Annotated in this window: 23 protein-coding genes; 12 read left to right on the top strand and 11 right to left on the bottom strand. The window is 58.8% G+C overall.

The window, feature by feature from the left end; all coding sequences use genetic code 11:
* Nucleotides 1-4: 4 nt before the first annotated feature.
* Nucleotides 5-484, bottom strand: coding sequence for a YHS domain-containing (seleno)protein (locus ACR0JN_RS07390; protein ID WP_480884950.1), 480 nt, complete (start codon nucleotides 482-484; stop codon nucleotides 5-7).
* A 217-nt stretch (nucleotides 485-701) separates the two neighbouring features.
* Between ACR0JN_RS07390 and ACR0JN_RS07385 the strand changes: the two genes are divergently transcribed.
* Together ACR0JN_RS07385 and ACR0JN_RS07380 are read left to right on the top strand one after the other, a co-directional pair.
* Complete coding sequence (locus ACR0JN_RS07385; protein ID WP_480884949.1) at nucleotides 702-1,226, top strand: hypothetical protein; 525 nt, start codon at nucleotides 702-704, stop codon at nucleotides 1,224-1,226.
* Between the two features lie 218 nt (nucleotides 1,227-1,444).
* Nucleotides 1,445-3,130 carry a tryptophan halogenase family protein gene (locus tag ACR0JN_RS07380; protein ID WP_480884948.1) on the top strand — a complete coding sequence of 562 codons (1,686 nt, stop codon included), beginning with the start codon at nucleotides 1,445-1,447 and terminating at the stop codon, nucleotides 3,128-3,130.
* Between the two features lie 81 nt (nucleotides 3,131-3,211).
* Here the strand turns inward: ACR0JN_RS07380 and ACR0JN_RS07375 are convergent, their stop codons facing one another.
* On the bottom strand, nucleotides 3,212-4,771 hold the full coding sequence (locus ACR0JN_RS07375) for an AMP-binding protein (protein ID WP_480884947.1): 1,560 nt from the start codon (nucleotides 4,769-4,771) through the stop codon (nucleotides 3,212-3,214).
* Nucleotides 4,772-5,017: 246 nt separating this feature from the next.
* Here ACR0JN_RS07375 and ACR0JN_RS07370 point away from each other — a divergent pair, with 246 nt between their 5' ends.
* The 8 genes from ACR0JN_RS07370 to ACR0JN_RS07335 all read left to right on the top strand — a co-directional run bounded on the left by ACR0JN_RS07370 (nucleotide 5,018) and on the right by ACR0JN_RS07335 (nucleotide 12,627).
* Nucleotides 5,018-5,290, top strand: a complete 273-nt coding sequence (locus tag ACR0JN_RS07370; protein WP_480884946.1) for a DUF6525 family protein — start codon at nucleotides 5,018-5,020, stop codon at nucleotides 5,288-5,290.
* A 258-nt stretch (nucleotides 5,291-5,548) separates the two neighbouring features.
* Entirely contained in the window at nucleotides 5,549-7,225 is a 1,677-nt protein-coding gene (rpsA, locus tag ACR0JN_RS07365) for a 30S ribosomal protein S1 (RefSeq protein ID WP_480884945.1), read from the top strand.
* Nucleotides 7,226-7,494: 269 nt separating this feature from the next.
* On the top strand, nucleotides 7,495-7,779 hold the full coding sequence (gene ihfB / locus ACR0JN_RS07360) for an integration host factor subunit beta (RefSeq protein ID WP_050603110.1): 285 nt from the start codon (nucleotides 7,495-7,497) through the stop codon (nucleotides 7,777-7,779).
* A 7-nt stretch (nucleotides 7,780-7,786) separates the two neighbouring features.
* The gene (locus ACR0JN_RS07355) at nucleotides 7,787-8,137 is read left to right on the top strand and encodes a lipopolysaccharide assembly protein LapA domain-containing protein (protein ID WP_480884944.1); all 351 of its coding nucleotides are present in this window, start codon (nucleotides 7,787-7,789) and stop codon (nucleotides 8,135-8,137) included.
* 9 nt (nucleotides 8,138-8,146) lie between these two features.
* The gene (locus tag ACR0JN_RS07350; protein ID WP_480884943.1) at nucleotides 8,147-8,788 is read left to right on the top strand and encodes a phosphoribosylanthranilate isomerase; all 642 of its coding nucleotides are present in this window, start codon (nucleotides 8,147-8,149) and stop codon (nucleotides 8,786-8,788) included.
* Nucleotides 8,789-8,833: 45 nt separating this feature from the next.
* Nucleotides 8,834-9,169: a hypothetical protein gene (locus ACR0JN_RS07345; protein ID WP_480884942.1), complete on the top strand. Its 336-nt coding sequence runs from the start codon at nucleotides 8,834-8,836 to the stop codon at nucleotides 9,167-9,169.
* A gap of 67 nt (nucleotides 9,170-9,236) precedes the next feature.
* Nucleotides 9,237-10,484, top strand: coding sequence for a tryptophan synthase subunit beta (gene trpB / locus ACR0JN_RS07340; protein WP_480884941.1), 1,248 nt, complete (start codon nucleotides 9,237-9,239; stop codon nucleotides 10,482-10,484).
* Between the two features lie 490 nt (nucleotides 10,485-10,974).
* The gene (locus tag ACR0JN_RS07335) at nucleotides 10,975-12,627 is read left to right on the top strand and encodes an Ig-like domain-containing protein (protein WP_480884940.1); all 1,653 of its coding nucleotides are present in this window, start codon (nucleotides 10,975-10,977) and stop codon (nucleotides 12,625-12,627) included.
* Between the two features lie 17 nt (nucleotides 12,628-12,644).
* Here ACR0JN_RS07335 and ACR0JN_RS07330 read toward each other — a convergent pair whose 3' ends face one another.
* The 7 genes from ACR0JN_RS07330 to ACR0JN_RS07300 all read right to left on the bottom strand — a co-directional run bounded on the left by ACR0JN_RS07330 (nucleotide 12,645) and on the right by ACR0JN_RS07300 (nucleotide 18,522).
* A complete protein-coding gene (locus tag ACR0JN_RS07330; RefSeq protein WP_480884939.1) occupies nucleotides 12,645-13,013 on the bottom strand; it encodes a DUF2237 family protein in 369 nt (122 codons plus the stop codon).
* A 9-nt stretch (nucleotides 13,014-13,022) separates the two neighbouring features.
* Nucleotides 13,023-14,186 carry a serine hydrolase domain-containing protein gene (locus tag ACR0JN_RS07325; protein ID WP_480884938.1) on the bottom strand — a complete coding sequence of 388 codons (1,164 nt, stop codon included), beginning with the start codon at nucleotides 14,184-14,186 and terminating at the stop codon, nucleotides 13,023-13,025.
* A gap of 78 nt (nucleotides 14,187-14,264) precedes the next feature.
* A complete protein-coding gene (pth, locus tag ACR0JN_RS07320) occupies nucleotides 14,265-14,951 on the bottom strand; it encodes an aminoacyl-tRNA hydrolase (protein ID WP_480884937.1) in 687 nt (228 codons plus the stop codon).
* A gap of 127 nt (nucleotides 14,952-15,078) precedes the next feature.
* Nucleotides 15,079-15,738: a 50S ribosomal protein L25/general stress protein Ctc gene (locus tag ACR0JN_RS07315; protein WP_480817161.1), complete on the bottom strand. Its 660-nt coding sequence runs from the start codon at nucleotides 15,736-15,738 to the stop codon at nucleotides 15,079-15,081.
* 245 nt (nucleotides 15,739-15,983) lie between these two features.
* Entirely contained in the window at nucleotides 15,984-17,150 is a 1,167-nt protein-coding gene (locus tag ACR0JN_RS07310) for an alpha-hydroxy acid oxidase (RefSeq protein WP_480884936.1), read from the bottom strand.
* A gap of 16 nt (nucleotides 17,151-17,166) precedes the next feature.
* Nucleotides 17,167-17,958 carry a tryptophan synthase subunit alpha gene (gene trpA, locus ACR0JN_RS07305; RefSeq protein ID WP_480884935.1) on the bottom strand — a complete coding sequence of 264 codons (792 nt, stop codon included), beginning with the start codon at nucleotides 17,956-17,958 and terminating at the stop codon, nucleotides 17,167-17,169.
* Between the two features lie 78 nt (nucleotides 17,959-18,036).
* Nucleotides 18,037-18,522, bottom strand: a complete 486-nt coding sequence (locus ACR0JN_RS07300) for an acyloxyacyl hydrolase (RefSeq protein ID WP_480884934.1) — start codon at nucleotides 18,520-18,522, stop codon at nucleotides 18,037-18,039.
* A 194-nt stretch (nucleotides 18,523-18,716) separates the two neighbouring features.
* On the opposite strand from ACR0JN_RS07300, the gene ychF reads away from it, so the two are divergent.
* Entirely contained in the window at nucleotides 18,717-19,814 is a 1,098-nt protein-coding gene (ychF, locus tag ACR0JN_RS07295; RefSeq protein WP_480884933.1) for a redox-regulated ATPase YchF, read from the top strand.
* A 93-nt stretch (nucleotides 19,815-19,907) separates the two neighbouring features.
* On the opposite strand, the gene ACR0JN_RS07290 is transcribed toward ychF, so the two are convergent.
* Together ACR0JN_RS07290 and ACR0JN_RS07285 are read right to left on the bottom strand one after the other, a co-directional pair.
* Nucleotides 19,908-20,138: a tautomerase family protein gene (locus ACR0JN_RS07290; protein WP_480817166.1), complete on the bottom strand. Its 231-nt coding sequence runs from the start codon at nucleotides 20,136-20,138 to the stop codon at nucleotides 19,908-19,910.
* Nucleotides 20,139-20,283: 145 nt separating this feature from the next.
* Nucleotides 20,284-20,556, bottom strand: a complete 273-nt coding sequence (locus ACR0JN_RS07285) for a DUF3303 domain-containing protein (protein ID WP_480884932.1) — start codon at nucleotides 20,554-20,556, stop codon at nucleotides 20,284-20,286.
* A gap of 249 nt (nucleotides 20,557-20,805) precedes the next feature.
* Between ACR0JN_RS07285 and ACR0JN_RS07280 the strand changes: the two genes are divergently transcribed.
* Complete coding sequence (locus ACR0JN_RS07280; protein ID WP_480884931.1) at nucleotides 20,806-21,687, top strand: LysR family transcriptional regulator; 882 nt, start codon at nucleotides 20,806-20,808, stop codon at nucleotides 21,685-21,687.
* The last annotated feature ends 30 nt before the right edge of the window (nucleotides 21,688-21,717 follow it).

The following is a 21,717-nucleotide window of genomic DNA, read 5'->3' as shown; positions in this document are numbered from 1 at the left end:
GCGATTACAACTCGCCGACAGCGATGCTCTTGATGTTGGCCCACTGGTCGTCTGAAGTTTTTGCAGTGCCGGTGACATCCTTCAGGAAGGCCGCGCGGGTTTCGCCGTTCAGGAACAGGTACAGCTTGCCATCCGCGATCAGGTACTGATCCGGGTCGCCGTCGAATTTCTTGCCAACCGACACGCCGAAAGAGCAGAACCCGCCATGCTGGGGCAGATAGGCGGCGGGGTTGGCCTCGAACGCTTCGCGGTTCTCGGAGCTCGTGAAATAGTAGGATGCGCCATCATAGGTGGCAGAGTGGTTGGCTAAGCCTTCAACCGGGTTGCCGCTTGTAACCAGCGCCACCAGATCGACGCCATGCGCGGCAAGCGGCGCACCGCCCGCCGAGATACCGTTCGAGACGTTGATCTCATCCGCCGCAAAGGCCGGGGCGGCGATCAGGGGCAGGGTTGCGATCAGGGTGGTCAGGACCAGAGATTTCATTGCGTTTCCTTCCGTATTCAGGTTTGGGGCGGGCAGATTGCCAGCCGCTGAAACAAAGCTAGGGGGCTGGTTCTGAACGGACCATTCCAGATGCAACGACAAACCTTGCAGATCGTTCAAATTGATGTCTTTTCTGGGAATACTCTTCACCAAGCTTTGTTTGGCCAGAGGGCAGCGCGACGCCTATGGTAAGCGGGCAACCTGCAGGAGCGACGCCATGATCCGACTAGCCCTTTCCCTGATTTTTCTGGCCGGAAGTCTGGCCGCGCAGGAGGCCCCGGAAGCTGAGCCTCCGATGACATATGAGCGTCTGGGCAAGATCATCTTCGCGCTCGACCCCGAGGCCGAGCCAAGTGGTCCGGGGTTTTCGATGACGGTCGCGGATGTTCCCGTTCTGGTCATTGCCGACGCAAACGCGGATCGTATGCGGGCAATGGTACCGATCCGCAGTTCCGAGGAATTGACCGCCGACGAGATGCGGCGGATGATGCAGGCGAATTTCGACAGTACCCTGGACGCGCGTTATGCTATCGCCAACGGCACCCTGTGGGCCGCGTTCATTCACCCGCTGTCCCGGCTGGACAAAGAACAACTGATCTCGGGGCTGGCGCAGACGGTGAACATCACCAAGACCTACGGCACGCTCTATTCCGGTGGCGCGGCCGAATTCGGAGGGGGTGACAGCACCGATCTTCAACGCGAACTAATCGAAGACCTTTTGAAGAAGGGCGAGGAAATCTGATCCTCGTCCCGAAGCGACGAAGGACCTGATGCCAGCCCGTTTTGCATAGGTTTTGATGCCAAGCACGATGTGCGCGTCAGGGCGTCATAAGCTCTGGCTGGTCGCAGGAAAGCTGTTATAGTCTCCGGCAAGCAAAAAGGGAAAGCCGCGATACAAACCCCAAAATCAAAAGGGGACCGCAGCTATAAAATCCCGCAAGCCAACAGGGACAGAACCACATGAGTAATCGTTTGAACAAAATCACCATCGTTGGTGGCGGCACGGCTGGCTGGATGACCGCGCTGATCCTGGACATGGTGTTTTCCCGGACGTCAGGGCCGAACGACCGGCCGCAGATTTGCCTGATCGAAAGCCCCAATATCTCGACCGTCGGCGTGGGTGAGGCCACGGTGCCGCGCATGCCGGTCACGCTGCGTCAGGCGGGGATTTCCGAGCGGGACTTTTTTCGCGAAACCAACGCGTCGTTCAAACTGGGCGTGAAGTTCTGTAACTGGAACAAGGATGCCAAGGGTAAGCGCATCGACTATGTGAACCCCTTTGCCCACGGCCAGATGATCGAGGGGCTGGAGGCCGCCGAATATTTCCTGCGCTTTGGCAACGGGGATCGGGATTTCACGCAGTCGATCTCGCCGCATGATCATCTGGGCCGTATGTGCAAAGGCGCGCGGCAGTTGGGTCAGCCCGAGTTCGAGCAGCGCTTTGGCTACGCCTACCATCTGGATGCGGTGAAATTTGCCGGCATGCTGACCAAGGTCTGCACCGGGCGCGGCGTCGAGCATATCCGGGATGAGGTGCAGGCGGTTGAACTGGACGAACAGGGCAACGTCAGCCACCTGAAGCTAGAGCGTGCCGGTCGTCATGACATTGAGATGGTGGTGGATTGCACCGGTTTCCGCGGGCTGATCATCAATCAGGCTCTGGGTGAGCCGTTCATGGATTACTCGGACTACCTGCCCAACGATCGTGCGATGGCACTGCAGGTCGAGCATCCGAATCCAAGGAAGATCGAAAGCCTTACGCGGTCCACAGCGCTTGGTGCGGGCTGGACTTGGCGGGTGCCACTCTACAATCGGGTGGGCACGGGCTATGTGTTTTCGTCCGCGCATCGTACCGATGATCAGGCGGCGGATGAATATCTTGAATGGCTGGGTGACAGCGGCAAGGGTCTGACACCGCGCGTGATCCCGATGCGCGTCGGGCGTGTGCGCAATGCCTGGGTCAAAAACTGTGTCGCAATCGGCCTGTCCGGCGGGTTTATTGAGCCGCTGGAAAGTACCGCGATCCACATGATCGACCACGCGGTGCGCTGGTTTGCGGAACATCTGCCCACGCAGGACATCGAGCCCGCGCTGCGGGCCAGATATAACCGCCAGATGGACAAGCTTTACAACGAGGTGCTCGAATTCATCTGTCTGCACTATCGTCTGGGCAACCGCACCGATGACCCATATTGGATCGACGCGCGTACCCAGATGAAGATTCCGGACAGGCTGGCCGAGAACCTGGAATTGTGGCAGCACCGCCTGCCGATGCAACACGATGTCGAGTTCGTCACACTGTTCGACCACCGGGTTTATCAGACGGTTCTTTTGGGCAAGCAATCCTATGATACCGGCTATGGGACCGGCATCCGCGATCGCCTGCGGCCGCTGAAGAAAGCGGTTTGGGCTCAGGGTATGAAGCACGCGAAAGCCGATCTTGCGCAAATCGTCAAAGCGATGCCGGATCACAAAACGCTGCTGCGCGACATCCGGGGTGAATTGAAGCAACCGGCCTTTGTCATGGCGAAGGCGGTGAAACCCACAGTGGCGATGCCGGGCGCGAAGCCGGAACCCGTAGAAGTTCAGAACATGCCAAACCTTGCCGAAATCCAAAGCGGCAAGAAGGATTTGCAGCTGTTCTAGACGTTCTTTTACTTTCTGCAGACTGCGCGGGCCGAGGAAGCGGGCGCGTTGGGCTGGGTGGCAAACACCCAGACCCGACGCCTATGCCGATGCTAGCCTGTCCCGTAGAAACCGTCTGAGGATTTTGCCCGACGGGGATTTGGGGATTTCATCGACGACCTCGACGACGTGGACCTGTTTGTAGTGGGCCAGACGCTCGGCCAGATAGGCCTGCAGGTCCTCCAGTGGCGGCAGGGCCTGATCCGGGGCGGGGACGACGAAGGCCATCGGCAACTCTCCGGCCTCGGGGTCGGGTTTGCCGATCACGGCGGCGTCTGTAATTGCCGGGTGTGTCACAAGATGGGCTTCCAACTCGGCAGGGGCGACCTGAAAGGCCTTATACTTGATCAGTTCTTTCAGCCGGTCGGTGATGAACATGAAGCCATCCGCATCAATCCGGGCGATGTCGCCGGTGCGCAGCCATCCATCGGGAAGCAGGGTTTCCGCCGTGGCCGTCGGGTTGTTCAGATAGCCCTTCATGGTCTGCGGGCCGCGCACCCATAATTCACCTTCTTCCCCCACTGCGACGTCTTCCAGCGTCTCGGGGTTCACGATCCTGCATTCTGTGCTGGACGCGGTGACGCCGGACGCCCCGCTTTTGTCGGCATTGGGCGGGGTCAGATGGCTGACCGGGGCAAGCTCGGTCATCCCGTAGCCTTGCACGGCGCGCAGGTTCAGCCGTTCTGCCACTGCATCCGAAATGTCGCCACCCATAGGTGCCGCCCCGCTGAGCATTTGCGTTGTCGCGCTCAGGTCAAACTGATCCACCAGCGGATGTTTGGCGAGCGCCAGAGCCACCGGAGGCACGACCCACAGTTTGGGGGTTTTGTAGCGGCTGCACAGGTCCAGATACATCTCCAGATCAAAGCGCGGCAGGGTCACGACGCAGCCCCCGGCGGCCAGATACAGGTTCATAACGACCTGCAGCCCGAAGATGTGAAAGAACGGCAGGAACGCGACGGTGGTTTCATGCGGTTCCAACGCCGCGTATCCCATCACCTGATCCGTGTTCGCCACCAGATTGCGGTGGGTCAGCATGACGCCCTTGGGCAAGCCGGTTGTACCCGACGAATAGGGTAGAATGGCGATGTGGTTTTCGATATCCACCGGCACCTGATCTTCCTGCGGCGGGCCCATGAAATCGGCCAGAGACGCCGCGCCTTCGGGCGCGTCGCCAATCACGACGATCTGCTGAACTTTGGTGCCCTGTACCGCCACCGTAGCCAGATCGTAAAACGGTGCGATGGTGATCAGCAGTTCCGCCTCGGCATCTGACAATTGCTGGGTGACTTCGGGCGCGGTGTAGGTGGGATTGATCGTGGTGATGGTGCCCCCGGCCCAGCAGACCCCGTGAAAAACAACCGCATATTCCGGCATGTTGGGGGCCATCAGGGCCACGCGGCAGTTCGGTCCAAACCCCTGCGCGGCAAGCCCGCCCGCAAAGCTTTTGACGGCTGAGACAAATTCCTCGCCCGTCATTTCTCGTCCCGTCGGGCCGTCGATCAGGACCGGCCTGTCCAGCACGATCCCATCGAACACACGTTGGGTGATTGTTTGCGAGGTTAATTCAACAGGTGGTAATGGGCTTTGGTAAATTGTCATTTCGTGTCCCTCCAATTGAAGTGCAGCCTACACCATTTTTCCAAAGCGCGCCTGGGTTGGCGGGTTTTGACTGAAAGACACTGCGAGCTGACGGGCCCATCGGTGGATGTGCGTTCAAAAAGGGGTTTTGTGTCCAGCTATCATTTGTTATGAAATAACATATTATGAAATGTACGGCCCTGACCAAAACCCTTGCGCCTATCTGGCTGCGGACAATCATCAAGCCCATGTGGGCCCGAGGCCGCCATGCGTAGCAGCACATCCGGGCGGAACCTGAGAACGTCAATGAAGACCCGCCGCAGGGGCGGGTCCCGTATGCGGGCTTTCGATGCGTTGCCTCGTGACTTGCGCATCTGGCTGGCCTCGGCCTGTTTGCCGTGGAGCCCGGAATCCGCCCTGAAAGTCTGGAGCCGGGCGGGTGGCCCCAACAACCCGGATGCCGCGATCTCGTGGCTCGATGAAATTGAACGCGCGATGCTGCGGAAGGATGCGCGGGTTTGGGCCGCGAAAGCGCGCTGAAATGGGGCAGGTAAGGCCAATCCCCTTTAAAAACCGGCTTTCTGCTTGCACCGGTCAGGGAATCCGCCTATACGCGCGCTGTCTGAACAAGGGCGGTTAACGTCCGGATGACGTATCTGAGCAGGGCCGGGTTACCTCGGCCTTTTGTGTTTGTGTAGTCGGATGCGCACCGGGTCACGCCCTAAGACATCATGAAACAAGACCGGCGGAAACAACCGCTCGGCCAGCAAAAACGTATGTAAAGGAAAACAACGCCACATGGCTAACGCATCCATGGAGGAATTCGAAGCCCTCCTGAATGAAAGCTTCGAAATGGACACGCCCGAAGAGGGTTCTGTTGTCAAAGGCAAGGTTCTGGCGGTTGAAGCCGGCCAAGCCATCATCGACGTAGGCTACAAAATGGAAGGCCGCGTTGATCTGAAAGAATTCGCAAATCCCGGCGAAGCCCCTGAAATCGCCGTAGGCGACGAGGTCGAAGTTTACCTGCGCGCTGCAGAAAACGCCCGTGGCGAAGCCGTCATCTCGCGCGAGATGGCCCGTCGTGAAGAAGCATGGGACCGTCTGGAAAAAGCATATGCCGACGACCAGCGCGTCGAAGGTGCAATCTTTGGCCGCGTCAAAGGTGGCTTCACCGTCGATCTGGGTGGCGCAGTTGCGTTCCTGCCCGGTTCGCAGGTTGACGTGCGCCCCGTGCGCGACGCTGGCCCGCTGATGGGTCTGAAGCAGCCGTTCCAGATTCTGAAAATGGACCGTCGTCGCGGCAACATCGTTGTTTCGCGTCGCGCAATCCTGGAAGAATCGCGTGCCGAACAGCGTGCCGAAGTTATCGGCAACCTGTCCGAAGGTCAGACCGTCGAGGGTGTTGTCAAAAACATCACCGAATACGGTGCATTTGTTGACCTGGGCGGCGTTGACGGCCTACTGCACGTCACCGACATGGCATGGCGTCGTGTGAACCACCCGTCCGAGATCCTGACGATCGGTGAAACCATCAAGGTTCAGGTCATCAAGATCAACAAAGAGACCCACCGGATCAGCCTGGGCATGAAGCAGCTGCAGGAAGATCCGTGGGATCTGGTTGCTGCCAAGTACCCGCTGGGCTCGGTCCATCAGGGTCGCGTCACCAACATCACCGACTACGGCGCGTTCGTCGAGCTTGAAGCCGGTGTCGAAGGTCTGGTGCACGTGTCCGAGATGTCCTGGACCAAGAAAAACGTCCACCCCGGCAAAATCGTTTCGACCAGCCAGGAAGTCGACGTCATGGTTCTGGAAATCGACGGCGCCAAGCGCCGCGTGTCTCTGGGCCTGAAACAGACCATGCGCAACCCGTGGGAAGTGTTTGCAGAAACACACCCCGAGGGCACCGAGGTCGAAGGCGAAGTCAAGAACATCACCGAATTCGGTCTGTTCATTGGCCTCGACGGCGACATCGACGGCATGGTTCACCTCAGCGACCTGTCCTGGGACGAGCGTGGCGAAGATGCGATCCAGAACTACCGCAAGGGCGACGTCGTTCAGGCGGTTGTCTCGGAAGTGGACGTCGAGAAAGAGCGTATCTCGCTGTCGATCAAAGCCCTGGGCGGTGACAAGTTCGCCGAAGCCGTGGGCGGCGTGAAGCGTGGCTCGATCGTGACCGTTGAAGTGACCGCAATCGAAGATGGCGGCATCGAGGTCGAGTACGAAGGCATGAAGTCGTTCATCCGTCGTTCGGACCTGAGCCGTGACCGTGCCGAGCAGCGCCCCGAACGGTTCAACACTGGCGACAAGGTCGACGTCCGCGTTACCAATGTCGACAGCAAGACCCGCCGTCTGGGCCTGTCGATCAAGGCACGCGAAATCGCCGAAGAGAAAGAGGCCGTGGAACAGTACGGTTCCTCCGACTCGGGCGCATCGCTGGGCGACATTCTGGGTGCAGCGCTGAAGTCGGGCGACTAAACCCGGGCGCACCCAAGCCAAGATTTTCGGCCTCGCACGCAAGTGCGGGGCCGTTTTTGTTGCGAATCAATATGTTCCAAATACCCGGCTTAATCACGCTGTCGTTCGCGCATTAAGTGTGGAAATCCGGGATACAGGCAAAAATTCGCGTGAGATTGCCGTAAAATGAACCCTCGCGGCCCAGAACCTCCGTTCCCCCAATCCGGCTTTTTTCCTATACTGTCAGAACAGTAGACAAGTCACACCGGTCGCCTGGGAGGGTATCACGCATGATTCGTTCAGAACTGATTCAGAAAATCGCCGACGAAAATCCGCATCTCTATCAGCGCGATGTCGAGCGAATCGTGAATACCGTTTTTGAAGAAGTCACAGATGCCATGGCCCGTGGCGACCGGGTGGAACTGCGCGGGTTCGGGGCCTTTTCGGTGAAAAAGCGCGACGCCCGTGTCGGGCGCAATCCGCGCACCGGCGAGACCGTGCAGGTCGAAGAAAAATGTGTTCCGTTTTTCAAGACCGGCAAGTTGCTTAGGGACCGATTGAACGGTAAAGCCTGACGTCATGATGCGTTACATTCGATATGCTTTTATGGCGGCCCTCGGGATCGTTCTTGTTTCAATCTCGCTGGCCAATCTGGAAGCGGTTGAGCTGAAGCTGATGCCGGACGCCCTGTCCGAGTTGCTGGGCTTTAACCTGAACACAACCCTGCCGCTGTTTCTGGTGGTTCTGGGCGGCGTTGTTGCCGGTCTGGTTATCGGTTTCCTGTGGGAATGGCTGCGCGAGCACAAGCATCGCCGCGACGCCACCGTCAACAAGGGCGAGGTTCGCAAGCTTGAGCGTGAAGTCAAGAAGCTCAAGAGAAAGCAGAACGAAGGTCAGGACGAAGTCCTCGCCATTCTGGACGAAGCCAGCTAAGGCGCACAAATGTCCGATCTAAGGTTCAAGATTTGCGGCCTGACCGCCGCAGAACATGTGCGCGCTGCTGCTGAGGCAGGGGCAGGCTATGTTGGTTTCGTATTCTTCCCGAAATCGCCCCGGCATCTGGAAATCGCAGCCGCATCGGAACTGGCGCATCTGGTGCCCGCAGGCATCGCCAAGGTGGCTCTGACCGTGAATGCCTTGGACGAGGAACTGGACCGCATCCTGTCCGTCGTCCCGCTGGACATGTTGCAGCTTCACGGCAAAGAAACCCCCGAGCGCGTGGCCGAGGTACGCGACAGGTTCGGCCTGCCGGTGATGAAGGCCATCGGCGTGGCTGAGGCCGAGGATCTGGCGGCCATCGATCTTTATTCGGAAACAGCCGATCAGTTGCTGATCGACGCCAAACCGCCCCGCAATTCCGAACTGCCAGGCGGCAACGGTCTGGCCTTTGACTGGCGGTTGCTGGCCGGGCGGAAGTACTGGCGCAAGCCATGGATGCTGGCCGGTGGGCTTACGCCCGAGAACGTGGCCGAGGCTATGCGCATGACCGGCGCGCGGCAGGTCGATGTTTCCTCGGGCGTCGAAAGCGCGCCGGGCGTCAAGGATGCCGCGCTGATCCGCGCCTTTGCGGGCGCGCTTGGGTGATCTGATCCGGTCCGCCCAGCGTATCCCCGAAAAAGGGGATGGACTATGTTGGCGGCAATTGGCGGCGTTTCTCTGAAACACTGGTACTATGCGCCGGAATTTTTCTGGCGCGCCAGGCAGGCCTTGCGGCAGGCCCGCGGCGATCCGTTGTGCTTTCATGCCAGTGTCTTTCCGTATGAGGGCCTGTATTTCTCCCTGTCGGTTTGGCAGGACACTGAGGCGATGCTGACCTTTGCCCAGTCCGGCCCGCACCGGCGCGTGGTGCAGGCCTCGTCGCGCTTGGCGCATATCAACCGGTTCTGCCACTTTTCCTGCGTTGGCATCCCGACCACGCAGCAGGCGCTGAATATGTGGAAGCTGCAAACTCAGGCTGCGGAGTGATGCGTTTTGCCATGGCAAATCCGCGCGTCACCTCCTATGAACGACGGGTACGACGATGGAGACACCCATGGCCAACGATCTTTTCAATTCCTTCATGTCCGGCCCCGACGAACAGGGCCGTTTCGGTATCTTCGGTGGGCGCTTTGTCAGCGAAACGCTGATGCCGCTGATCCTGTCGCTGGAAGAGGAATATGAGAAGGCCAAGGATGATCCCACTTTCTGGGCCGAAATGAACGATCTGTGGGCGAACTATGTGGGTCGCCCTTCGCCTCTGTACTACGCTGAGCGCCTGACCGAGCATCTGGGCGGGGCGAAGATTTACCTCAAACGCGATGAGCTGAACCATACCGGCGCGCATAAGATCAACAACGTGCTGGGTCAGATCATTCTGGCGCGGCGCATGGGCAAGACCCGGATCATTGCGGAAACCGGAGCCGGACAGCACGGCGTGGCCACCGCCACCGTCTGCGCCAAGTTCGGTCTGAAGTGTGTGGTCTACATGGGCGCGCATGACGTGCAGCGTCAGGCCCCGAACGTGTTCCGCATGCGGCTGCTGGGGGCTGAGGTGATCCCGGTGACCTCCGGCCGTGGCACCCTGAAAGACGCGATGAACGACGCGCTGCGCGATTGGGTGACCAATGTGCGCGACACGTTCTACTGCATTGGCACCGTGGCCGGCCCGCATCCGTATCCGGCGATGGTCCGAGACTTCCAGTCGATCATCGGCAAGGAAGCCAAAGAGCAGATGATGAAGGCCGAGGGCCGTCTGCCCGACACAATCATCGCTGCCATCGGCGGTGGCTCGAACGCAATGGGCCTGTTCTATCCGTTCCTCGACGACAAATCCGTCAACATCATCGGTGTTGAGGCCGGTGGCAAAGGCGTGAACGAAAAGATGGAGCATTGCGCCTCGTTGACCGGTGGCCGTCCGGGTGTGCTGCATGGCAACAGGACCTATCTGCTTCAGGATGATGACGGACAAATTCTCGAAGGCTATTCGATTTCCGCCGGGCTGGATTATCCGGGCATTGGTCCCGAGCATTCCTGGCTGAACGACGTTGGCCGCGCCCAATATGTGTCGATCACTGACAAAGAGGCGCTGGAAGCGTTCCAGCTCTGCTGCGCCACCGAAGGCATCATCCCGGCGCTGGAACCCTGCCACGCGCTGGCGCATGTCATGAAAATCGCGCCGGACCTTCCGAAGGATCACCTGATCTGCATGAACATGTGCGGGCGGGGCGACAAGGACGTGCAGACGGTTGCAAAGTACCTGAACTTTGACATGTCCGATACCGAAGGTCGTGAGATCGACTGACGCGGGTCAACGGTTCTCAGGACTTACTACACTGCAGGCGTCAACCCGAGGAATCGGGTGCCGTCTTTTTACGTGTCAGGGTTCGGTTTCCGCTTGCCGCTTAGTCACGACTTTTTCCGCAAACTGTTGCTGGAATGTATGCAATCGCCGTCGAAACGTGGTGTTTCGAACAGCACAAACAGCCTTCCTTCAGAGGCCTGTCTGCACCCGTTTTAGCCCTCTGACCCATAAAAACTTGGCGGTATCGCGCTGGCCTGCACCTGTCTGGCCATCGCCGGTACTGCTGGGTCTGATCTACATCCATCGGTTGTATCGCGCCCCCTTCTATACAGCGCTTTTGAATTTTATTAACGTTCCGTTAACCGGCTGTTCTCACCAGCTGGATCAGGGGAGTTTCCATTTTTGTGGAACGTAAACTGTTGCCGTTCGGGGACCGTGTAACCCGAGCGCCCCGATGTGTCGCATCTGATCGGTGCAGTAGGAGGTATGAATGTTCTGGTCCGTCATCCGCAGGTTTCTGTACCTGATCTGTGTGGTTGCTGCTGGTCTGATCGGCAGCGGCAAAGAGGCGTCGGCCCTCGATGGCTTTATCCCGTTCACACCTATTTCGACGCCAGGTGGCGGACCTGCGGCGGTCAGCAACAACGCTGGCATCTCAACCGCGTTTATATCATTGGGTGCCCCCGGTGCGTTCCCGGGCGGGTCGTTCTATTTCAACAATGCGAGCACGCCGGGTGCTGCGATCACACCGGCGGTTCTGACCAGCCTTGGCTATCTGGATCCGACGATCATCAGCCAGAACGGGGCGGATTCGACCTATGCGGCGGACGATTACCTTGGGATCGTGTTCACCGCACGTGAAACCGTCGGCGGCCCGCTGTTCCAGTATGAATTCGCGCTGTCCGGGGTCACAAGTACGCAGTTCATCGACACCCGGGTCATCGTGGACAACACACAGCCCACGGCAACAATCGGGCCGCTTACCCTAACCGGAAGCGGGACATTCGAGGCGACGATCACCCTGAGCGAGCCCAGCACGGATTTCACTGCAAGCGATCTTTCGGTCACCAATGCCACTGCCATCCTGACCGGATCGGGAACGAACTATGTGGCGACGCTGACGCCCCAGAATAACGGCACCCTCGAACTCTTTGTCCCGGCGGGTGTTTTTACCGACGCCGCTGGCAACACGAACCTCGCGTCCAACACGGTCAGCACGGTGCAGGCGGTAGTGAACACGCAGCAACTGATCCAGGCTTTTCAGAACGCCCGCGCGAACAGCCTTGTGACCAACCAGCCCGAACTGACCCGGTTCCTGCAGAACTCAGGCTCTGGGGCGTTCGACTCCACAGTGACGCAAGGCGCCGGGTATCTGAACTTTGCCAGCGATCCTTCATTCCCGGTGTGGTTCAACCTGACGGGCAACTGGAGCTCGCAGGACGATTTCGATACCTCCTATGCGCTTGCGGTTCTGGGCGCGCATCGGCGGATCAATCAAAACCTGCTGATCGGCGCGATGTTGCAGGTCGACTATGCCGAAACCGACAACGGCGCATCCAGCGTGGATGGAACGGGTTGGCTGGTCGGGCCTTACGTGGTGGCGAAACTTCCAAGCCAGCCGGTGTTCTTCGAAGGCCGGGTGCTCTATGGGCAAGCGGACAACGATATTTCACCCTTTGGCACGTATGAAGACAGTTTCGACAGCGACCGCTGGCTGGTTCAGTCGCGCGTGACCGGCGAGCTGCAACGGGGCGATCTGACGCTGATGCCGCTGCTCGATGTCAGCTACGCCAGTGATGATCAGGAGGCTTACACGGATAGCCTCGGGAACCTGATCCCGCAGCAGGATTTCAGCCTGACCACCGCAAGGCTCGGCATGGATTTCAGCCATCCGATTGCAGTGAAGCGGGGGCAGATGCAGCTGACCGGCGGTCTCTCGGGGATCTGGAGCAGCACCTCGGGCACAGGCACTGCACCGGGCGTCACCCCAATCGGAGATACCGCCCGTGGGCGCGTCGACCTGGGCTTTGACTACCGGCTGGAAAACACCAGTTCGCTTGCGGCTGATCTGTTCTACGACGGTATCGGCGAAAGCGGGTTCGAAAGCTATTCGGTCAGCCTGACCTGGCAGATGGCCTTTTAATCCGAGCAGGCTCAGCCTTACGCCGCGTGCTTTCGTAACAGCTTTAGCGGCACAATCTCCAGCGCCCGTTGATGCGTGGCCCCCAGATGCACTTTCGGGGCGCAGCCTTCGTCATGCGCCTGAAGGAAGCGCGCGGCACACAAGCACCAGCTATCACCGGGCTTCAGGCCGGGAAAGTCGAACTCGGGGCGCGGGGTGCTTAGGTCGTTACCGACATATTTCGAAAACGCCAGAAACTCGGCCGTCATGACCGCGCAGACGGTGTGGCTGCCCTGATCTTCGGGGCAGGTGTTGCAAGCCCCGTCCCGAAAGAACCCGGTCAGCGGATCGCGCGAGCAGGGGGCCAGAACGCCCCCCAGAACGTTTATACTGTCTTGCTTTTGCATAAGGGCACTTTACAGGCTTTGTGCGATCTTGCGGAACATTTCGATGTTCAGGTCATTGATGCCCGGGTCGCGAAACTTGCGGTCCGCGCCGGTCGTCACGATCAGAACGCCGCGAGGCTGATCGAAATACAGGTATTGGCCATATACGCCCCGCGCAAGAAACTCACCCTCATGCGCGCCGAGGGGAATCCACCACTGATAGCCATAGCCGATCTTGCCCTGAGCGGTCGGGGCGCTGGGTTGCGTGGATTCGTGAATCCAGTCCGCGGGGACCATTTGTTGCCCGTCATGTACGCCATTCTGCAGGATCATCTGACCAAATCTGGCAAAATCCCGCGTGGTGAAATTCAGGCCCCCCAACACAAAGGCAACACCGGCCCCGTCGGTGATGTAGTATCCGTCGTGTTCCAGACCCAAGGGCTGCACAATCTTCTCGGTCATCAACTCGGACACACTGCGCCCTGTCGCGCCACGTATCACCATGCCGATCACATGGGTGTCGATCGAGACGTACTGCCATGTCTCTCCGGGCGTCGCGAAACTGTCCTGCAGAGAAGCCGAGAAATCGTCCAACTCGCCCCCCAGCGCGACCACCCGGCCCATCCGGTTGATGTCGGATTTGGGGTCGTGATAGTCCTCGTCGAAGACAACGCCGCTGGCCATGTTCAGAACATTGCGGATTGTGGCGCCCTCGTAGGCGCTGCCGGTCAGTTTAGGCGCATATTTGACGACCGGGTCGTCCAATGACTCGATTGCGCCTTCCTCCATCAGAATGCCGAACAGAGCTGATAGGTAGCTTTTGGCGACGGACCATGAAATTCGCCGGTCATCAGGGCCGGTGCCGAGGTAGTATTCCTCGAACCGGATCTCGCCGTCCTGCAGCACCAGCAGTGAGGTAACCGCCCTTTCGTCAACCCACAGGTCAGTGCCGTCCGGCAATTCAAAGCCCGGTCCGTAGGGTAGCTCCGAGGTTGGGCCATCCCCGCGCGGCAGGGTGACGGTCAGAAAGGCGTCATCCATATGCGAGAAATTCTGGACGATCTTGTCGGGCGCAAACAGCGAGTTCACGGCCATCAGCCGCTGAACCTCTTCGCGTTTCCAGAAACCGACCACGACTGCCGCCAAGACCAGCGCCAGAACGATGCGCAGCAGCCACTTGAACACTGTTCTCATGCTTTACCTCTCTCTGGCAGAGATTGGCGCGGGTGCCTCTGAACCGCAATCGCAACGTTGCGGAAGGGCGGGATAAACCTATTTAAACTTGTCCAGAAGCTTCTGCATGGCTGACCTGTTGTCAGGGGCTGACTCCGCCTGTTCCTTGGGTGCCGGGCCCCGGGCATCCGGTTTTGCGGGCGTCTTGGACGATCTCGGTGGGGCGGTGCGTAGGGCGACCGCATTCATGAACTTGCCGCCATCCCCATCGGCCAGATGGGCGGCTCCGTCCGATACACCGCGCAGCACATCCTCCAGCCAGTCCGCATCGGCCTTGGCAAAATTGCTTAGCACATAGGGCGAGACCATTTCCTTGCGGCCCGGATGCCCGATGCCCAGCCGAACGCGATCATACGCCGGGCTGATATGCTCGTGGATCGACCGCAAGCCGTTGTGCCCGGCATGGCCGCCCCCGGCCTTGACGCGCACCTTTCCGGGGGCGAGGTCCAGTTCGTCGTGAAACACGGTAACGTCGGTGGAGTCCAGCTTGTAGAAGCGCATCGCCTCACCCACGGACTGACCGGAGCGGTTCATGAAGGTCTGCGGCTTGATCAGCAGAACCTTTTCGCGGCCCAGACGGCCCTCGGCAATCTCGGCCTGAAACTTGGATTTCCACGGGCCAAACCCGTGATCCTCGGCAATCCGGTCAATGGCCATAAAGCCGATATTGTGCCGGTTGCGGGCGTATTTCGATCCGGGATTTCCCAATCCGACAAACAGTTTCATCGTTCAGCCTCTGCGTCGCGTTGCGCCGTGATTGCACGGTTTTGCATGAAAACGCCACCCCGACAGCGCGAAAAGAAAAACGGGGCCCCGCTGGAGCCCCGTCACAAAACCCGGATAGGTTCCGAATTTATTCTTCAGCTTCGTCCTGACCGATGACTTCAACTTCATCAGCAGCGACTTCACCCTCTTCACCGTCTTCATCGTCACTGGACGCCAGGCCGGTGGGGGCCGAAACGTTGGCGATCACGAAGTCACGATCAATGGTCGGCTTGGTGCCGCCGGGCAGGTCAACCGACGAGATGGTGACAACGTCGTTGATTTCCATGCCGGTCAGATCGACGGTGATCTTCTCGGGGATATCGCCGGCGGTGCAGACCAGTTCGACCTCGGGGCGGACAACGGTCAGAACGCCGCCCTTCTTGATGCCGGGGGCTGCTTCTTCGTTGATGAACTCAACAGGAATGAACAGAGCGATCTTGGTGGTCCGGCGCAGACGCATCAGGTCCAGGTGGGTCGGCAGGTCCTTGACGACATCACGCTGAACGTCGCGGCAGATGACGCGGACGTCTTCGTGGCCGTCGACCTTCAGGTTCCAGAGGGTCGACTTGAAGCGACCGGCTTTCAGACGCTTGAACAGAACGTTGAACGGGATCTGGATCGGCAGCGGGTCTTTGTCGCCACCAAACACAATGCCCGGAACCATGCCATCGCGGCGTGCCTGACGAGCGGCGCCCTTGCCTGTCCCCGTCCGTTCCAGAGCTACGAGATCAGGAATCTCTCCAGCCATGATAATTCTCCAATGTTAGGGCGGGCATCCTCCAAGGCTGTATGCCCGCGTGAAGCCGCGTCCTTATCTTGATTCATTGGGTTTGGAAAGGGCTTTTTGGCGGGGCGGGAATTTTGCGAGGCTCTGCCTCGCGCTCCGGGATATTTAGGGCCAGATGAATAAAGGATCCCCTGCTTCATCTGGCCGAAAATATCCTGGGGGAGTCGCCCGAAGGGCGGCTGGGGCAAAGCCCCCAATGCGACCGGTCAATTCTGCCAGCGACCGCCGAAGTCTTCGGGCACCAGCAAGTTGTGGCGCCCCAGATCGCGGACCGAGCGTTCGCCGCACAGAGCCATAGTGGTATCCAACTCTTTTTGAATGACCTCCAGCGCCGTCGTCACACCTTTTTGTCCCATCGCACCCAGCCCATAGACAAAGGCGCGCCCGATATAGGTGCCCTTCGCTCCTAGCGCCAAAGCTTTAAGGACGTCCTGACCCGAGCGAATTCCGCTGTCCAAATGCACTTCGATATCGCCACCGACCGCATCCATGATTTCGGGCAGCATGCGGATCGAGCTGAGCGCCCCGTCCAGTTGCCGACCGCCGTGGTTTGACACAACGATGGCGTCCGCGCCCAGCTTTACGGCCATTTTGGCGTCCTCGGCGTCAAGAATACCCTTCAGGACTACCTTGCCGCCCCATTCCTCCATCAGCTTTTCGACTTTGTTCCAGTCGAGGCTGGGATCGAATTGTTCGGCCGTCCAGGCGCCCAGAGAGGACGCGTCCGAAATGCTATCGACATGGCCAACGATGTTCCCGAATTCCCGCCGTTGGGCCCGCAGCATCTCGATGCCCCAAGCCCATTTGGTCATCAGGTTGGCGATGGTTTTGGGCGTTAGCTTGGGTGGGGCGGATAGGCCGTTTTTCAGGTCCTTGTGGCGTTGGCCCAGGATTTGCAGGTCCAGCGTGATCACGAGGGCCGAGCATTTCGCGTCCTTGGCACGCTGGATCAGGCGGCTGACATAGTCCGCATCCTTCATGGTGTAGAGTTGAAACCAGAAGGGTTTGTCGGTGTGTTCTGCGACATCCTCGATCGAGTTGATCGACATGGTGGACAGCGTAAACGGCACGCCAAAATCCTCAGCCGCTTTTGCGGCCTTCATCTCACCATCCGCGTGCTGCATGCCAGTCAGGCCGACCGGGGCAAGCGCCACAGGCATTGAGACCTCTTCGCCGATCATCTGCGACGCGGTGGACCGCCCGGACATATCGACGGCGACGCGCTGGCGCAGGCGGATTTTTTCGAAATCCGAGCTGTTTTCGCGGAACGTCTGCTCGGTCCAACTGCCGCTTTCCGCGTAGTCGTAGAACATCCGAGGCACGCGGCGTTCATATATCTGACGGAGGTCTTCAATCGTGGTGATGACGGGCATTGTCAGCCTCCGCAGTTCAGGCCGAATGTGCCCCGTCGGCCAAGGTTTTTACGAAATCCAGCACCTCGGTCACAGGCTTGCCTGCGCCGATCTGGCTGACGATGGCCGAGCCCACGACCGACCCGTCCGCAACGCTGGCGATGGCGCGCGATTTCTCGGGTGTATTGATGCCGAACCCAACGATAACCGGCAGGTCGGTCTTGGCTTTGATCCGCGCGACCTCGGGGCCGACATTCGTGGCCTGCGCCTCGGCGGCTCCGGTGATGCCGGTGATCGAAACGTAATACACAAAACCCGAGGTGTTCTGCAGCACCCGCGGCAGGCGGTTGTCATCTGTGGTTGGGGTGGCCAAACGGATGAAGTTCAGACCAGCGGCCTGGGCAGGCAGGCAGAGTTCTGCGTCTTCCTCGGGCGGCAGGTCGACCACGATCAGCCCGTCGATGCCGGCGGCTTTTGCATCGGCAAGAAACTGATCTACCCCGCGGCTGTAGATCGGGTTGTAATAGCCCATCAGAACAATCGGCGTGGTGTCATCGGTCTGACGAAAGGTGCGGGCCAGATCAAGGGTGCGCTGCAGGGTCATGCCCCCGTCCAGCGCCCGTTGCCCGGCGGCCTGAATAGTGGGGCCATCCGCCATCGGATCGGTGAAGGGCAAGCCCAGTTCGATCACATCCACGCCCGCGTCGGGCAGGCCTTTGACAATCTCAAGCGAGGTTTCATAGTCGGGATCTCCGGCCATGACATAGGCAACGAAAGCCTTTTTGCCTTCGGCTTTCAGGGCTGCGAATTTGGCGTCGATACGGCTCATCGGATGTCCTTGCAGTCAGGTTTGAACCTGATGTGCAGAAACTTTGACCGGAAATCAATCCCGCAGGGCCAGATTGCCTCAGAACCCGTAGTGATAGCGCAGGAACAACGCGTTCGCACCGGGGTTGAAGCTTTCAGTGCTGGCGTTGGACACGTGGGTAACGGCCAACGAGACGCTGTTGCCGCCGTTCAACGTATAGCCGACTCCCAGAAGACTGCGGATCTGGAAATTGCCGCCCAGATCATTGTCGTCATTCGAGGCGTTGTAGTATCCCGGCATAACGCTGACCTCGGCGAACCAGCGGTCCGAGAAGGAATAGATGCCGATCAAACCCGCGCCGATATGGGTGTCACCATCGGTATCCACTGTCAGCGCCGTGCCCCAGTTCGCATCGAAACGGTTTGCCTCGTAGAAGGGGCGGTGCTGGTATTCCAGCGAGAATACGGCTTGGTCATCGCCATTACTGTTGGAAAAATCCGCATAGCCTGCGCCGAAAACAACGGACTGGGCCTGAACGGTTGTTGCGGCGAGGAAAAGAGCGACGGAAACGAATAGTGATTTCATTGGACTTCTTTGTCATTACTTAAGCGGCACTTGTCACTTGGTAAGCATTGGGCGGCAAATACAACTCACGCAAGTGCAAATGTCATAACGGAACCGTGATGTTGCAAATGCGACTCGGGCATTTTTGCGGGCCGGGTTGCGCATTTTCCCCGACCTGCATAGAAGACGCCGTCGTATCGCTTCAGGAGGCCGCAATGGGCTTTAAAATGGGAATCGTGGGTCTGCCGAATGTGGGCAAGTCGACCCTGTTCAATGCGCTGACCAAAACCGCGGCCGCACAGGCGGCGAATTTCCCGTTCTGCACCATCGAACCGAATGTGGGCGATGTGGCTGTTCCTGATGACCGGCTGGACAAGCTGGCGGCGATTGCTGCGTCCAAACAGATTATCCCGACGCGCATGACCTTTGTGGATATCGCCGGTCTGGTGAAGGGAGCCTCTAAGGGCGAAGGTCTGGGCAACCAGTTTCTGGCCAACATTCGAGAAACCGACGCGATTGCCCATGTGCTGCGCTGTTTCGAAGACGGTGATGTGACCCACGTGGATGGCCGCGTCGATCCGGTGGCCGACGCTGATACGATTGAAACCGAGCTGATGCTGGCCGATCTGGAAAGCATCGAAAAACGCCGCGCCAATCTGGTGCGCAAGCTGAAGGGCAACGACAAAGAGGCTGCGCAGCAGGATCGTCTTCTGGCCGAGGCACAGGCGATGCTGGAAAGCGGCAAGCCCGCACGTCTGGTCGAGGTTTCGGACGAAGACGCCAAAGCGTGGAAGATGCTGCAACTGCTGACCACCAAGCCGGTGCTCTACGTCTGCAATGTGTCCGAGGAAGAAGCCGCAGAGGGCAACGAATATTCCGCCGAGGTCGCCGAAATGGCCGCCGCGCAGGGCAATTCCCACGTCATCATCAGCGCCAAGATCGAAGAAGAGATCAGCCTGCTGGAAGACGAAGAAGCGCAGATGTTCCTCGAAGAGATGGGTCTGGAAGAACCCGGCCTAGACCGCCTGATCCGCGCGGGATACGACCTGCTCAAGCTGGAAACCTATTTCACCGTCGGCCCGAAAGAGGCCCGCGCCTGGACCATCCGCACTGGCACGGCCGCACCGCAAGCCGCCGGTGTGATCCACGGCGATTTCGAAAAGGGTTTCATCCGCGCCGAAACCATCGCCTATGACGACTACATCGCCGCGAATGGTGAACAGGGCGCGAAAGAGGCGGGCAAGATGCGGGCCGAGGGCAAGGGCTACATCGTCAAGGATGGCGATGTGATGCATTTCCTCTTCAATACGTAAGACGGCAAACTGTTTCTGGGGATTGCGGCCGGTTTCTTTCACTACTCTTAGGGCGTCAGCACACTGCGCGTTCACCTTGAACGGTACACCTGCTTAGCTTTTTGTACGCATCTTCAATGCGTCTTCTGTCGTCAGCACGTTCCCCGCATATCCCCAAGACCCACTGCCAACCTCCAGAATTCGGACAGAGGTTCCTGCTTTGATCGTTGGGCCGGCGACGTCGCCGAAAGCTTCAGTGACGTTCTGAATGATTCTTCCTTTCTCCTCTTTGGAAAACACCCCTTCCAGCACCTGAATCTCTATTGAAGGCATCGCAATCTCCACGCTCTATCTTTTGACAAAAGCCTATCGGCAATTGAGGTCCGTTGTATCAGGATGACACACATGCCCTGTTTTGCGTTAGTTTTTTGCCAAAGTGAAAAGAGCGTCGACATGCAAGCCCGAAGGTCGGTCCACGCCAACTGGAGAGTTAAGTACCCTCAAACTCACCAGTAAACTCTTCGAGCGATAGAACAGGAACGACGGTGTTGACATTCAGGTCGGTCCAATCGTGCAGGAGTTTCCCTAAAGCTGCTGCACTTTCAGCTTCAACGATCGTCCAACCTTCCAGTTGGCTAACTGCAAACCAAATACCAAGAATCTTGGTCCCGGGAACATCTACAGCCCCTTCTTTTTCCTTAAGGCGCTTGTAATTGGCATCTCGGTTTTCTGGGTCTACGTTCACATGGATCATGAACTGCATTTGGATCTCCTAGAATCTAGAACTTATTTCGCAATATTGTGCGTATGTTACGCGGTTTTCGCGTATTGACAAAAAACCTAGAACCCGCGGCTGCGCCTAGCTAAACGGCTATTCAGTTCTACCACTTGGAACCATACAAATCCGGCTCGGGCATAGAATGGGACAGCGCGCGTCGGTCGAAAGGTGCACATTTCGCGGACACAAAAAAGCGGCTAGCTTGGCTGTCGACCGCGGCGTAGGAAAGTTCTGATGATCGAAATCCGCGACCTGCAACTGCTCAGCGCCCTTGCGCGGCATCGCCATTTCGCCAAGGCGGCCGAGGAATGCGGTATCTCACAGCCTGCCTTTTCCATGCGTATCCGCAACCTTGAAGATCGGCTGGGGGTGTCCATCGTCCGCCGAGCTAACCGGTTTCAGGGTCTTACCGAAGAAGGCGAGATGATCGTCCAACGGGCGCGGCGTATCCTTGATGATACCAAAGCGCTGGAGCAGCAGGTTCTTGCCTCGAAGGGTGAGATCACCGGAACCCTGATCCTCGGTGTGATCCCGACGGCGATTGCCTTCACCGGGCGGTTGATCAAGCGTTTACAACAGGCTCATCCGCGCATTCTGTCGCGGATTGAGACCATGTCGGCCACCGCCATTCAACACCGGCTGGACGAAGGCAGCCTGGATGCGGGCATCACATATGGCGACAGCATCGGCACTGATCTGCGGCATGTTCAGCCGTTGTACGAAGAAACCTATGTTCTGCTGATCCCGTCCCATATGACCGAGGAAACCGGCCCGATCCCCTGGGCGCAGGTTGCCGAATTCCCGATTAGCCTGCTTGAGCCGCAGATGCAGAACCGGCGTATCCTGGACCGGATATTCGCCGAACAGGGCCTGCACCCGCATGTGGTGGCCGAAACCAGCGGCTTTACCGCCTCGATGGTCATGGCGCGCGAGGGGTTGGCCGCGACCGTTGTGCCTCGCGTTCTGGTCCGTGCGCTGGGCGATCTGAAAGGGACGAAGGTGTTGCCTCTGATCGATCCTGTTGTCAGCAAACCCATCTGTCTGGCCACGCTGACCCGGGACCCCGAGTTGCCAACGGTCGAGGCCCTGCGCGCCGTGGTGACGTCTTTGCGGTGATAAACTGTCGTTATCGTGCGATTGAAATAT

The organism is Ruegeria sp. G12, from assembly GCF_056533565.1.
The sequence above is the reverse complement of the archived record's forward strand: the minus strand, read 5'-3'. Positions and strand labels throughout refer to the sequence as shown.